This is a genomic window from Clostridium porci, assembly GCF_009696375.1.
Classification (GTDB): domain Bacteria; phylum Bacillota; class Clostridia; order Lachnospirales; family Lachnospiraceae; genus Enterocloster; species Enterocloster porci.
This window is the reverse complement of sequence record NZ_VUMD01000001.1, coordinates 215104-229311: the sequence shown is the minus strand read 5'-3', so window position 1 is coordinate 229311 and position 14208 is coordinate 215104. Positions and strand designations below refer to the sequence as shown.

At 45.7% G+C, this 14208-nt stretch carries 11 protein-coding genes; 3 read left to right on the top strand and 8 right to left on the bottom strand.

Annotated features, from left to right (window positions below):
* Positions 1–530 precede the first annotated feature (530 nt).
* A complete protein-coding gene (locus FYJ39_RS21440) occupies positions 531–857 on the bottom strand; it encodes a metal-dependent hydrolase (RefSeq protein ID WP_353847287.1) in 327 nt (108 codons plus the stop codon).
* Positions 858–935: 78 nt separating this feature from the next.
* Entirely contained in the window at positions 936–1115 is a 180-nt protein-coding gene (locus tag FYJ39_RS01015) for a hypothetical protein (protein ID WP_154470608.1), read from the bottom strand.
* Between the two features lie 255 nt (positions 1116–1370).
* On the opposite strand from FYJ39_RS01015, the gene FYJ39_RS01010 reads away from it, so the two are divergent.
* The gene (locus FYJ39_RS01010; protein WP_154470607.1) at positions 1371–2024 is read left to right on the top strand and encodes a hypothetical protein; all 654 of its coding nucleotides are present in this window, start codon (positions 1371–1373) and stop codon (positions 2022–2024) included.
* 279 nt (positions 2025–2303) lie between these two features.
* On the opposite strand, the gene FYJ39_RS21145 is transcribed toward FYJ39_RS01010, so the two are convergent.
* Positions 2304–2597: a type II toxin-antitoxin system YoeB family toxin gene (locus FYJ39_RS21145; protein WP_154470606.1), complete on the bottom strand. Its 294-nt coding sequence runs from the start codon at positions 2595–2597 to the stop codon at positions 2304–2306.
* Between the two features lie 154 nt (positions 2598–2751).
* A complete protein-coding gene (locus FYJ39_RS01000) occupies positions 2752–6528 on the bottom strand; it encodes a phosphoribosylformylglycinamidine synthase (protein WP_154470605.1) in 3777 nt (1258 codons plus the stop codon).
* A gap of 339 nt (positions 6529–6867) precedes the next feature.
* Between FYJ39_RS01000 and FYJ39_RS00995 the strand changes: the two genes are divergently transcribed.
* Entirely contained in the window at positions 6868–8346 is a 1479-nt protein-coding gene (locus tag FYJ39_RS00995) for a DUF1846 domain-containing protein (protein WP_154470604.1), read from the top strand.
* A gap of 89 nt (positions 8347–8435) precedes the next feature.
* Here FYJ39_RS00995 and FYJ39_RS00990 read toward each other — a convergent pair whose 3' ends face one another.
* Positions 8436–9107, bottom strand: coding sequence for a histidine phosphatase family protein (locus FYJ39_RS00990; RefSeq protein WP_287847459.1), 672 nt, complete (start codon positions 9105–9107; stop codon positions 8436–8438).
* A 10-nt stretch (positions 9108–9117) separates the two neighbouring features.
* Complete coding sequence (locus FYJ39_RS00985) at positions 9118–9708, bottom strand: sigma-70 domain-containing protein (protein WP_154470602.1); 591 nt, start codon at positions 9706–9708, stop codon at positions 9118–9120.
* A gap of 350 nt (positions 9709–10058) precedes the next feature.
* Between FYJ39_RS00985 and FYJ39_RS00980 the strand changes: the two genes are divergently transcribed.
* Complete coding sequence (locus FYJ39_RS00980; RefSeq protein ID WP_154470601.1) at positions 10059–11000, top strand: LysR family transcriptional regulator; 942 nt, start codon at positions 10059–10061, stop codon at positions 10998–11000.
* 3 nt (positions 11001–11003) lie between these two features.
* Here FYJ39_RS00980 and FYJ39_RS00975 read toward each other — a convergent pair whose 3' ends face one another.
* Positions 11004–13439, bottom strand: a complete 2436-nt coding sequence (locus tag FYJ39_RS00975; protein ID WP_154470600.1) for an ATP-dependent DNA helicase — start codon at positions 13437–13439, stop codon at positions 11004–11006.
* Positions 13440–13609: 170 nt separating this feature from the next.
* Positions 13610–13855 (bottom strand): HPr family phosphocarrier protein, encoded by a 246-nt coding sequence (locus FYJ39_RS00970; protein ID WP_154470599.1) that lies wholly within the window; start codon positions 13853–13855, stop codon positions 13610–13612.
* Positions 13856–14208 lie beyond the last annotated feature (353 nt).

Sequence of the window (14208 nt, the reverse complement as noted above, 5' to 3'; positions counted from 1 at the left end):
TACATTTCGCTTCCTTCATTTTAAATTGCTACAGTCAACATAATGGGGACTTGAATTATCTCTTTCTTATTGCTATAATATAAACATAAAAGGAACAACCGCCCCATACAAGGGGTTGGCCTATTTTGATGATAGAAAATCCACCCTATCAACGGCCAAGTTTACAAGGGTGGTTTTTCTATACCCATTTCTGGGATTTTTATAGAAAAATGTTACTTACGATTATGAAATATAAAGGTAAGCAATGACAGAATGAAAAGCCCAAAGGTCATTAAGTCCTGAAAGCTAAATTCCATCTGCACCACCTCCCATCTTTTGTATATGGGAGGCCAACGCCCTTGCAGTGACACGATTGTTCCTTTTCCAGTATATCATATCGCTTTATCTGAAACAATCCCAAATCTTCTTTAATTCTCCCCCTCCTTTTGATTATAGCATATGTTCACCGATTTTTGATTAAAATATTAAAAAATAGTTTATCATTTGTATTTGGCATTACGTTATGAAATTTTCAATGTGCGAGTCTTACGTTATCCTGCCGTCTGATACATAAGTGAAATCAGAAGAAAGGTTATGACATAATCAAAAATCCCTCCTGTCCTAAATGGCGATAAACTTACTTTTTTACTGGAAAATGGGAAAAACACTGGAATCCCCCCAGCTGTAAATAGATCTTGTATTAAATGTCCGGCATAGCCAGAACAAAATAACCAGCTAAATCTAAATCTATATAAAAGGCACCAGAGAACCAGCAAAAACACTGGAGCATGAAGTGCGCCTCTATGTCCAAACAAAAAGTTAAGAATCCTTGCTGTAATTGGAAATCGTCTGCCTATTATGCTATGTACATTTTCTATATCAGTACATTCTCAGCCACAACCCATCTTGGCTTAATTTCGCCAATGACGCGCCGATACTCCGGCCACAGCTCACGTTCATCCTAGACGCCTTACGCAATCCAGCAGCCGAATGCGGCTGGCAGGGGAACCCTCCCGAAATACAGGTAAGCTCTCCCGGACGGATTCCTGTCCTCTGAACAAATTCATCTGCTTGTAACTCATGTATATCCCTTCAAGAATTATCATCTGAATTTGCCCAGTCTGCTTTCCCATCATAAAAATGACCTCCCGCAATTGATATGATAATTATACCATACAGAAGGTCATTTTTCTTTAGTTTGTCAACAGGTCCATTTTTTAGTGTAAACTTACTATTTTATTAATTTTTTTTAGTTTTTTATGTACACATTGTATTCCCCCCCTCTATATGATATATTGTATTTAAAGGAGGTGAATCCGTTGAACAAAGCAAATCATAGAATTATTTTTTATTAAGTTTATTTTTAAATTTATAAGAAAGGAGTTGCTTTTATGTTAATAAAAAAAATTGTCTCTTTATTTTTGGTATTATTGACTACTCTTTCTATGACAATCCCCAGTCTTGCTTCCATACCTAATACTCAAAATACATTAGAAGTACAATTTAATGATTTCAAATTTACAACCAATGATTATGATCCTGCAAAAGTTACCTTAGAATATTCTAAAAAGGGAACGCAAGAACAAGTTGTCATTAAAGATAAAGCTGCAAATGAAACTCTTGAGATTATGACAGTACAAAGCCCTGCTGTTGCTACTCGTTCTGTCGTCCCTTATATTTTTAAACGAGCAAAAAGTTATGGAGCAACAACTGTAGAACTCAGTGTTCATGTTGAATTGTACAAGGAAGGATCTTTCCGGCAAATTAATGCCTTAACAGGTTCCTATCTTGGAATTACTACTAATGTTGCACCTACAGAAATAGAAGACAAAACTATTAGTGTTTGGAGCCAAAATAATACTTTTCCTACAACTGAACTAATGTTTGCTTATTCAGGAACTCTCGTGGCTTCTGTTAGTTCTTCTATGTCAGCAGAAGTTTCCGCCGAATTACTAGGTTCTGGTTTCAGCTTTAATTCAGAAGTTGACGGCACCTCTTATTATCGAAGATCTATAGATAGTACTGGTACTATCAGTTTATATTAATTAAAATGAAGGATAAATTTAATATGAAAGATAAATTTTCGGCTATAATAATAGCAATATCCATATTAGTTGGTAGTATATTAATATCTTTATCCATTTGGTTTAGTATAAACCAGGCTTTAAGAACCGCTGTAGGTCATCTCTTATTTGGATTAATGGAGGTATTCTAAAATTAAAGAATTGACAACGTAAAGGAGAGCCGGACATGAGTGGACCTACAGTGAAATGGGTTTATTGTGGCATTTCCGCTCCTATGATATAATACAAAACCACAGAAAATCAACATAAAAAAGTTCGTATAATCGTCAAAATACGAACTCTTAAAAATTCGCAAAAGAGCAGCACCTTTTTGTGGCGCTGCTTTTCGTAGTGATATTTACATGAGTATATAATCAGATTTTGGTTACTATCCATATTATAAACTAATCTGTGTTCGTCTGTAATGCGTCTGCTACACACTTTACTGTGCTTTAATGGTTCGGGCTTGCTACAGCTAACATATAAAGCACTCCTTTTTGCACTAAAAATCGTATGGTTTTTCGTGCTTTTATTATATGATATTATTATCTTCATGCCAATATTTTTAATGCGTTACAAAAATTTTATAAACAAGCCCGACAAGGATTTTTTATTGGGCCGGGGAATGGTTCGGCTCAGCTCCTTATATTATATATCAGCGTTTTTTCTATCGGCTCTACTTGGTCGAAAGTGAAGAAAAACGCCTTTGTCATAACCCAAAATATTTCACACCTGACTCAAACAGTTTCATATCCTGCTCTCCATAAATATTAACGGCCACAGACTGTCCCCTGCGCTCGGAATGAGCCATTTTTCCAAGGATACGTCCATCGGGGCTGGTAATGCCCTCAACTGCCATGTAGGAGCCGTTGGGATTCCACTCCTCATCCATGGTTATATTGCCCTGGCCGTCTACATACTGGGTGGCTACCTGGCCGTTGTCAAAGAGCCTGCGAAGCCATGTATCATCAGCTACAAATCTTCCCTCACCATGAGACGCAGGGTTGCAGTATACGCCACCAAGCTCCGCCCCTGCCAGCCATGGAGATTTATTAGTCACTACCTTCGTGTAAACCATCTTGGAAATATGGCGTCCAATGGTATTCATTGCCAACGTCGGTGAATCCGCCTTCTGCTCCACAATTTCCCCTTCAGGCACCAGCCCCAGCTTAATAAGGGCCTGGAACCCGTTACAAATACCCAGCATCAGTCCGTCACGCTGATTCAAAAGCTTCTCAATCTCCTCCTTCATTACGGCATTGCGGAATACGGTAGCAAAAAACTTGGCAGAGCCCTCCGGCTCATCGCCTGCGGAGAAGCCTCCTGGGAACATGACAATCTGTGCCCTGGCAATCTCCTTCTTATACACTTCCACGGACTGGCGGATATCCTCAGCGCTCAGATTCTTAAACACTCTGGTCACAGCTCTGGCTCCTGCCCGCTCAAATGCCCTGGCGCTGTCGTACTCACAGTTGGTGCCAGGAAATACAGGGATAAATACCGTAGGCTGACCAATTTTATGGCTGCATATATACACCTCATCCGTTTTGTACAGCCTTTCTTCCACCTTCGCTGCTTCACCCGAAAGCCCTCTGCCTGTAACAGTAGGAAACACATTCTCCAGTGTGCCGGTCCATGCAGTCAACGCCTCCTCCATGGTGATAACCGTATTTCCATATTCAAATATACCCTTGTCTGTCACCTCCCCGATTACGCGGCAGGATACGGACAGGCTCTCCACCTTGCCCTCCAAAACCTCACATACAAGGTTGCCCCAACCTGCTGCAAAGAAATCCTTGGGCTCCAGATTATTCTCAAGCTTCACTCCCAGCTTATTGCCAAAGGCCATCTTGGTCACTGCCTCGGCGATGCCGTTTCCCTCCACCGCATAGGCGGAAATAATCCTTCCATTTTTAATATCCTGAAAAACGGCTCCGTACCCTTCCATTACCTGACTGTAATCCGGCAGGTCGTACTGGTCACGGACAATCTCAAAGAGCGCCAGCTTGCTGCCCGGCTTCTTAAGCTCAGGCGTAATAATATGTTTGCTGCTGTTTACATCCACAGCAAAGGACACCAGCGTAGGAGGAACATGGATGGCTCCCTTCTCATGGTCAAATGTTCCAGACATGCTGTCCTTTCCCCCTATGGAAGGAAGCCCTAAGCCCATCTGGGCATGGTAGGCTCCAAGAAGGGCCGCAAATGGCTGGCTCCAGCTAGACGGCTCAGCGCTCATCCTGCGGAAATATTCCTGAAAAGTGAAACGGATCTTACTGTAATCGCCTCCTGCTGCCACAATCTTTGCTACCGAGGAAATCACAGCATAGACGGCTCCGTGAAATGGGCTCCAGCCGGAAAGGTATGGATCAAAGCCATAGCTCATCATAGTAACTGTGTCCGTATGTCCCGTCAATACCGGAAGCTTTGCAACCATAGCCTGCGTCTCTGTCAGTTGATATCTTCCACCGTAAGGCATCAATACGGAGCCCGCACCGATGGAGCCATCGAAGCGTTCTACCAGCCCCTTCTGGGAACACACATTCAACCCCCTCAGCACATCCAGCCATGCAGCTTTCACGTCGCCTGCCTCCTTTTTCTCAAAAAGGCTTCCCTTTTTGTCCGGAATCTCCAGCACCACCTCCGCCTCCTGATGGGCGCCGTTGGTATCCAGGAAAGCGCGGCTAATATCCACAATGGTCTTCCCTCTCCAGCGCATCACCAGCCGGGGCTCCTCTGTTACCACAGCCACGATCACCGCTTCCAGATTCTCCTCTGCCGCAAAGCGTAAGAATTGCTCTGCATCCTCAGGATTAACTACCACTGCCATACGCTCCTGGGATTCGGAAATGGCAATCTCCGTCCCATCCAGTCCCGCATATTTCTTCGGAACCTTATCCAGATCAATCTGCAACCCGGCAGCCAGCTCTCCGATTGCCACAGACACGCCGCCTGCTCCAAAGTCATTGCACTTCTTGATCAGACGGCTTACCTCAGGGCGGCGGAACATTCTCTGTATTTTACGTTCTGTAGGAGCATTTCCTTTCTGCACCTCAGCGCCGCAGACCTGTATGGACGCAGTCGTATGCACCTTAGAAGAGCCGGTAGCTCCACCGATGCCGTCACGGCCGGTGCGGCCTCCCAAAAGGATGATCCTGTCCCCCGGATCTGAGGTTTTCCGAACCACATCCTTTCTGGGAGCCGCTCCCATAACCGCCCCGATCTCCATTCGCTTGGCAACATAGCCCGGATGGTATATCTCCTTTACGTAGCCTGTAGCCAATCCTATCTGGTTCCCGTAGGAGGAATATCCCTGTGCCGCGCTGTTAACAATCTTTCTCTGAGGCAGCTTGCCTTTCAATGTCTCCCTAAGAGGTTTAGTGGGATCAGCCGCTCCCGTTACCCGCATGGCCTGGTACACGTAGGTTCTGCCTGATAAGGGATCACGGATGGCTCCGCCCAGGCAGGTGGCTGCCCCTCCAAATGGCTCTATCTCAGTTGGATGGTTGTGAGTCTCATTTTTAAAATTAACCAGCCACTCCTCCGTTTCTCCATCGATATCTACAGGCACAATGATACTGCAGGCGTTGATTTCATCGGAGATTTCCATATCCTCCAGCTTTCCCTCGCTGCGCAGCTTCTTCATTGCTATAAGAGCCAGATCCATCAAACAGATATACTTATCATCCCGGCCTTTGTAAATAACCTCACGGTCAGCCAGGTACTGACGGTACGCCGCTTCTATGGGAATTCTGTAATCGCCTTCCATAAAGCTTACTTGTTTCAGCTCTGTAGAAAAAGTGGTGTGGCGGCAGTGATCAGACCAGTAAGTGTCCAGAACCCGAATCTCAGTTACAGACGGGTCTCTTTGTTCCTCTGTCCTATAATAATTCTGAATATGCAGAAAATCCTTAACGGTCATTGCCAGATTCAATGTGTCATAAAGGGCCTTTAGCTCTGTCTGGCTGGCCCTGATAAAGCCCTCCAAGAGTTCGATATCCTCAGGAATCTGGAATTCTGTTGCCAGAGTATCCGGCTTCTTCTCCTCTGCCTCCCGGCTGTCCACCGGATTAATACAGAAGCTCTTGATTGCCTCCTTCTGAGAGGCCGTCAAATCTGCCGTGATTACGTAGGTAGTGGCGGATTTAATAACCGGCTCCTCGTCCTCCTTTAAAAGCTTTACACACTGCTCTGCGGAATCAGCTCTCTGGTCAAACTGCCCCGGCAGATACTCCACAGAAAATACCAGATCGCCCGGCTTCCTTGGAAACTCTTCCTCATATATCTCATCTACAGGAGGCTCGGAAAATATGGTTCCCAGAGCTTTCCGATACGTTGTCTCTGACAAATGTTCGATGTCATAGCGGATCAGTACCCGCACACTCTCTACCTGTTCCATTCCCAGATAATTAAGAAGCTCCTCCCGAAGCTCTCCTGCCTTCACTGCATACTCTGGTTTCTTTTCCACAAATATTCGTCTTACGCTCATTTCCAAACCTCCTGGTTATGTGGCAATTCTCTGGCTGCACAATACAAATGGGAGCACCGCCCTTTTATCTTTGCTTATCATATCACAAAAACAACAGATAAGTAAAATTAATAAATTTAATCTTATTTATTTATTTATCTTATAATATTGCTTTTCCACATTCATTTCTATAAGACTGCTGCCATTAAACGGCCTCTTACATAGTTCATCCTGCTCCCAGTATGTACTAATTTATACTGGAACGGCAAAACTACTTCTAGCACAAGTCTGTAAATTATGCTATACTAGATAAATATGTGATTATTTCATGATTAGAAAACAGGGGGAGATTATACAGATATGAAAATCGGGTTTGACAACGAAAAATATCTGACCATGCAGTCAGAGCACATCAGAAAACGAATTGGAGAATTTGGAGACAAGCTGTATCTGGAGTTCGGAGGAAAGCTCTTTGACGATTATCATGCTTCCAGAGTTCTTCCGGGCTTTGCTCCGGACAGTAAGCTGAGAATGCTTCTTCAGATGGCTGATCAGGCGGAGATTCTAATTGCCATTAATGCAGCAGACATTGAGAAAAATAAAATCCGCCATGATTTGGGTATCACCTATGATGAGGATGTGCTGCGCCTGATTCAGGAATTCAGAGACAAGGGGCTTTATGTAGGCAGCGTTGTCATCACTCAGTACAACGGCCAGAACGGCGCAGACCAGTTTAAAGCCAAGCTGGAGCACCGGGGCATTAAAGTTTACCGCCACTATCTGATTGACGGCTATCCCAGCAATATTCCTCTGATTGTCAGCGACAACGGCTACGGAAAGAACGATTATATAGAAACCACGAGACCCCTGGTTATCATTACAGCTCCCGGCCCCGGAAGCGGCAAGATGGCGACCTGCCTGTCCCAGCTCTACCATGAAAACAAGCGCGGCATCAAAGCCGGCTATGCCAAATTCGAGACCTTTCCCATCTGGAATCTGCCCTTAAAGCACCCGGTAAATCTGGCTTATGAGGCTGCTACTGCCGATTTAAATGATGTAAACATGATTGATCCATTTCATCTGGAGGCTTACGGCGAGACTACTGTAAATTACAACCGTGACGTGGATATTTTCCCTGTATTAAACGCTATCTTTGAGGGTATCTACGGCACAAGCCCTTACAAATCTCCCACTGATATGGGGGTAAATATGGCAGGCTTCTGCATCATTGATGATCAGGCCTGCAAAGAAGCCTCCAATCAGGAGATTATCCGCCGCTACTATCATGCATTAAACAGGCTGGCTAAGGAGGAAGGGAATTCTGACGAGGTATATAAGATTAACCTTTTGATGAATCAGGCTAAAATTACCACCAGCATGCGGTCTGTCATCGCTCCCTGTCTGGAACGGGCCGAACGGCTGGGCTCTCCTGCCGCGGCTATGGAGCTGGAAAACGGTACGATTGTCACAGGCAAAACCAGCAGTCTTTTGGGAGCCTCTGCCGCTTTGCTGCTAAATGCCATCAAAGCGCTGGGGAATATCGATCACGATACACATCTGATTGCCCCATCTGCCATTGAGCCTATACAAACCTTAAAGATCAACTATCTGGGCAGCAGAAATCCCCGCCTTCACACAGATGAGGTGCTTATCGCCCTGTCCATGAGCGCAGCCACTGGTGAAACTGCCAGAAAGGCCCTGTCTCAGCTGCCTCGATTAAGAGGCTGCCAGGTGCATACCTCAGTCATGCTTTCGGATGTGGATATTAAGGTATTTAAGAAATTAGGCGTAGAGCTTACCTCTGAGCCAGTCTATGAGCATAAGAACATCTATCACTAAGAATATTCTTTAGATATAAGCAGAGCTCATCTGTCATGTGTCAGTATTTGTTAAGGGAAAAGGCCCTTGTTGGGCCTTTTCAGTTGTATCTATAGGTACGCACGGTCTGAAGGACCGCTCCTTTTTCTTTCGATGGGGCTTTTAGGAGCGGCCTGCCCCCTTTCCAGGTGCCTTCTGTCATTAAGCTCCACCAGTCTGCATATTCTCTCCTCCGGAAAATATTCTATAGTAGTAATACTGGCGTTCCCCACAATCATATCCCTGCTGTCAGGCTGCCCCTTAAGGAGATAAGCCATAAAATGAGCCAGAGTTGAGCCGTGGGAAACCATAGCTATGTCCCCCCTTATCCTGCTGCGGATATATTCCCAGGCCAGGCCGCACCTCTCATCTATCTGGGCTAAAGTCTCCCCGCCGGGGGGAGCCACACCGGCAGGATGCCTGCGCCATGCATCATAACGTTCACCATCGGTAGCAAGGATATCCTGAACAGTCCTCCCCTCCCAAGTGCCGTAGCTGATTTCCATAAGCTGTGGAAGAAGCTCAACCGTCAGCTTAAGAGGCTCCGCAATCGCCTTAGCCGTTTCCAGAGCCCTTATCTGAGGACTGGAGTACACAGCAGTCACAGGCCGTTCAGACATCCCTTCAGCTAATGCTCTGGCCTGCAGCCTTCCCTGGGCATTCAGCGGAATATCCTGCCTTCCCTGAATCCTTCCGGCCACATTCCAATCCGTCTGGCCGTGCCGTATTATATAAAGCTTCACTGCCACCCTCCTACTGCCCGTCATCCAGACTCCAACCGTCTTTTACAGGGTTAGAGGAGCCTGCCTTACCGGCTGAGAGAACCTGTCCCTCCCCGCTGACAGTAAAGGCATCCAAAGTCAGCTTCATAATATCCTTTATCTCCTCCTGGTCCATCTTCATCTTTGCGGCCAGCTCCTCCAGAGTTGCCTCACGGCCTAACTCTCTGGCCAGAGTCTGAGATACCGTCTGAAGGACATTGACCCTGGCTGTCATATTCTCCTCAATGGCAAGCTCTCTCCTTTGCTCTTTCAGGGCAAACTCTACTCCTTCCTTCACCCTTCGGCATAAAAGCGCCTCCCAGTCTTCACTCCCGTCATACTCCACAGCAGCCAGCATAAGGGCTGTATTTGCCTCCTGCACAATATCCGGCATAGAAAGCTCTCTGCCTTCATACTCTCTTACCAGCTCCAGCACCTGTCCCAGACTGCCCTCCACAAGCCGCCCTCTTGCCTCTGTATTTCCGTGGGTCATCTCCCTAAGAAGCGTGTTTCGTTCCTCTTCCTCTAAAGGAGCAATAACTCCCATCTCTCTGAGATACATTTCATAAAAATTCTCTGTCATATCCTTCTAAATCCCTTCACTTTCCTAGACGCCCATTCCCTGGCACAGCCATATGACCTCATCCCGCGTTTGAACACCGGCAAGCTGCAAGCCACACGTCTGAAAGGATTCCCTCACTATCCCCGCGACCGTCTGCTTCACAGCTTTCCGCTTCCACTTGAGGCTTCTTTCTAGATTATACTGCATATCAAACTATCTTTCAATTAGTTTGCCATAGGAAGACACGGCAACCGAATGAATGATTTTTGTAGTTCAGCTTTTATATGCAGCATAAAATATGGAAGTAAGTCTCTTTACAACTGCATGTAATTCGTGATAAAATATGGTTAGCTTATAAGGAGGACTTAATAATGGATATTAATTATGAATTGTACAAAGTATTTTACCACGTAGCAGCTACACTCAGCTTCTCCGAAGCTTCCAAGCAGCTTTTCATTTCCCAATCGGCTGTTAGCCAATCCATTAAGGTCCTGGAGCGAAAGCTGAATCAGCCACTTTTTATCCGAAGCACAAAAAAGGTTCAGCTGACCCCCGAAGGAGAAATTCTGTTAAAGCATATTGAACCGGCAATGAATCTTATTAAAAAAGGGGAAAACCAGCTTCTGGAGGCCCATACCTTAAACGGGGGACAGCTGCGAATCGGAGCCAGTGACACCATCTGCCGTTACTACCTGGTGCCCTACCTGAATCAATTTCATAAAAAGTACCCTAATATTCATATCAAAGTTACCAATCAGACCTCCATTGAATGTGTTCGGTTTCTGGAAAATGGACAGGCTGATTTTATTATTACCAATTATCCCAACTCTGCCCTGACCAATCATTTAAAAACTCAGGTTATTAATGAATTTCATGACGTGTTTGCTGCCAGCAGAGCGGCATTTCCGCTGGAAGGACAATCTGTTACTCTGGAATCCCTGCTGGATTACCCTATTATGATGCTGGACCGGAAAAGCACTACCAGTGAATTTCTTCATCAGCTATTCCAGAAAAACCAGCTGGATCTGGTTCCTGAGATTGAGCTTTCCAGTAATGATCTGCTTATCGATCTGGCACGTATCGGACTGGGAATCGCCTTTGTTCCAGACTTCTGCATCCCGAAAGAGGACAAGGAACTGTTTGTCCTGAATCTAAAAGAACAGCTGCCCGCCAGGCAGATGGTGGCAGTTTACAATGAAAACCTGCCTGTATCCCAGGCCGCACGGCAGTTCATGGATCTTCTGCAGGCCACAGCCACCGCAAATGGCCTGTCCTGCTCATTTCAGGAGCAGCGTATCCCTGCCTCTTGCTGAAAATCAGGCATGGGCGCCATGGTCTGACTGCTCCTGACGCCCCCAAAACTCTCTCACCGCCTGCTCCACATTGAATCGGTTTACAACGGTGTAGGTTCCCCACTCTCTCGGAAAAAGAGCTACGGCCTCCTCTCCCAAAAACCGCTCGTCCAGCAAAGCAATAATTCCCTTATCCCCGGCTGTCCGTATCACCCGGCCTGCCGCCTGCATTACTTTATTCATTCCAGGGTACTGGTAGGCATAGTCAAAACCACGGCCCTGATGTTCGTCAAAATATTCCTTTAGGATTTCCTGCTCCGTATTTACCTGGGGCAGTCCCGTTCCTATTATGATGACGCCGATCAGTCGTTCTTCCTTCAAGTCAATCCCTTCGGAAAAGATCCCCCCCATCACACAGAGGGCTGCCATCGATAAGTCCCGCTCCTCTTCAAAGCTCCTCAGAAATTCCTCCCGTTCCTCCTCTGACATCCTGACTCTCTGCGCCATCCAAGTAAAGCCCATACTCCCTTCCGCCTTTCTTCTGGCAAGACGCTCCTCAATCTCGTTCAGATATAGATAGGAGGGACAAAACACCATATAATTCCCCTTTCTCCCCTCCACAATCCTGCAAATATAGTCCACAAACTTCTCATACTCATGAGGCCCCCGTCTGCTGTATCGGCTGCTCACATCTTCCGCAGCCAGTACCAAACGGTTTTCCTGCGGAAAAGGCGATTCGGCATATACCGCATACTCATCCTGATTTCCGCTCAAAAGCTCCTTATAATACCGGATAGGCAGCAGAGTAGCGGAAAAGAACAAAGTACTGGCCCCCTTATCCAGGCATTCCTTCAGATTCACCGCAGGATTGACACACAGAAGCTTTACCATAAAGTTTCCGTCAGAACAGAGCCTATCATAGATTCTATAATGATCATCCAGCCGGTCATAAACATAGAGAAAATCCCTTACCCGGAAATAAAAATCCAGCACCAACTCCCTGTCTGTAAACTCTGGATGTTCATTCATGAAGGTTTCCAGCACACCAAACATGGACATAAGACTTAAAGCCAGCAGATTTACATCCGGCAAAAGCTCATAGCTGCAGCCCAGCGCCTTCCTGTGAATCCCTCGTTCCGCTTCGTAAGAACGCTTCAACTCCAGGAACTGCTTGTTGCACTTCTCAAGAAGTTCCACTGCTTTCCCCGTGCCGGGATGGGATTTTAGGATTCGCTTCACCAAAAGCACATCTTCCTTAATCAGGCTGGCGCTGTACATCTCCCTGGCCCTAAGCACCAGGTTGTGGGCCTCATCTACCAGAAAGAGATAGGCCCGTCCTGGCTCATTCTCCGCAAAGTATCGCTTCAGCCGTACATTCGGATCAAAAACATAGTTGTAGTCGCAAATGATCCCATCCACCCAATTACTAATATCCAGGCAAAATTCAAAGGGACAGATCTTATGCTTCTCCCCATACTCAAGTATCCTTCCTCTGGTAATGCCATCCACCTCATGCAAAATCTCATACACAGCATCATTGACCCTGTCATAATGTCCTTTTGCCCTAGGGCAATAGTCCGGATTACAGTCAGGCTTCTCCATAACACAGAGCTTTTCCTTTGCTGTAATGGTCACTGTATTAAAATACAGGTTTCCTTTCTCCCTTAAAATCTCAAAGGCTTCCTCAGCCACACTTCTGGTTATCGTTTTTGCTGTTAAATAAAACAGCTTCTCTCCATATCCCTCTCCCATGGCCTTCAGACTTGGATATATGGTGGACAGTGTTTTCCCCACCCCCGTAGGCGCCTGTATAAACAGATTCCTTCCTCTCACAATGGAACGGTACACACTTACAGCCAGCTCTCTCTGGCCCTCTCTGTATGGGTAGGGAAAGGGCAGCTCCTTTAAACATTCCTGGCGGCGCAAACTATGATGATAGAGATATCTGGCCCATTTCACATATTCGTGTATCAGACCGCTAAACCAATGCTTCAGGGCTTCAAAACTGCGGCTTTCCTTAAATCTGCGAATCTGCTCCGTCTCTATATTACAGTAGGTAAGCTGGATATCAATCGAGCTTAACCCATGATCGCAGCAATAGAAATAGCCATAGCACAGAGCCTGGGCCATATGCACAGGCTCCGCCTCCTCCAGCCGTTCCAAATCCATATAAATGCACTTTATTTCATCAATAGTAACGCCGGAAGCTTCCATAATAATACCGTCAGTTCTTCCCTCCACCAGAATCTGAAAGCCATCCACCTCAACCTGGTGCTTTAGATTCACCTCGGCTCGATAGCTGCTTCCCATACGCTTCTGTATCTTCCGGTGCAGACGGCTTCCGGCCTGCATAGCCTCCCTCCTGGCTCCTGCTGTTCTGCGGTTGTCCAGGTCTCCTCTTCTCAGAACAAATTCAACCAGGTTCCGAACAGATATGCGAATTTGTGCCTGTGTATCCAATCCCCCGCCCCTCCTGACCACTGATAGCTATTTGTACCTGCTTCTTCCCGGCCTGCGGAATACCTCTAAACCATATCATAGCACAAAAAAAGGAGGATTGCAAACAAATGTTCGCAACTCTCCTCACCAGATCTTTGCCCTTTTGCTGATGCAGTTCATGGATTCATACCTTATGCGGCCTTACCAGCAGTATCCGGTGATATGGAATCCAGAAACTTCTCAAACCGTTCGTCGCTGCCTTGGAACTGAACCGTAAGAACACGGGTCAAATCCAGACTCAAAACACCCAGAATAGACTTTGCATCAATTGTTACGCGATTATAAAAAACATCAATATCAAAGCCACACCTGGAAGCCTCCTCAACAAACTTCTTCGCGTCAGCTATTGTAGGTAACATGATTTTCTTTGCTTTCATATACAAGACTCCTTTTAGAGGGCATTCATCAAGGTAGAGAATGTCCTTAAATATAACAATTTTAAGGTTGTTGATATATATATATCACTATTATATTCAGTTGTCAATTTTCGTTTCATTATCCATACCTTTCCATATTCCATTTTTTTATATGCATTTTTCTTAAACTATTTCTCATTTATCCAATTATATTTATGCAAAATTTTATTCGGTTTCCAAAAATCTGGGGAACCGGCCTGATTCTTATCCTTTGAAACTGAATTTCCTGTTTTGTTTTTCACCTTTTCATAGAAATTTCAGGCCTGAAAGCCATTTGAAATACGAATATTGGAAGAATGGATCACCACACCGTC

Bases quoted from the DNA above. Each gene is read 5' to 3' on its own strand.
- FYJ39_RS01015 (WP_154470608.1), bottom strand. From the start codon at position 1,115: ATGATGGGAAAGCAGACTGGGCAAATTCAGATGATAATTCTTGAAGGG.
- FYJ39_RS01010 (WP_154470607.1), top strand. From the start codon at position 1,371: ATGTTAATAAAAAAAATTGTCTCTTTATTTTTGGTATTATTGACTACT.
- FYJ39_RS21145 (WP_154470606.1), bottom strand. From the start codon at position 2,597: ATGAAGATAATAATATCATATAATAAAAGCACGAAAAACCATACGATT.
- FYJ39_RS01000 (WP_154470605.1), bottom strand. From the start codon at position 6,528: ATGAGCGTAAGACGAATATTTGTGGAAAAGAAACCAGAGTATGCAGTG.
- FYJ39_RS00995 (WP_154470604.1), top strand. From the start codon at position 6,868: ATGAAAATCGGGTTTGACAACGAAAAATATCTGACCATGCAGTCAGAG.
- FYJ39_RS00985 (WP_154470602.1), bottom strand. From the start codon at position 9,708: ATGACAGAGAATTTTTATGAAATGTATCTCAGAGAGATGGGAGTTATT.
- FYJ39_RS00980 (WP_154470601.1), top strand. From the start codon at position 10,059: ATGGATATTAATTATGAATTGTACAAAGTATTTTACCACGTAGCAGCT.
- FYJ39_RS00970 (WP_154470599.1), bottom strand. From the start codon at position 13,855: ATGAAAGCAAAGAAAATCATGTTACCTACAATAGCTGACGCGAAGAAG.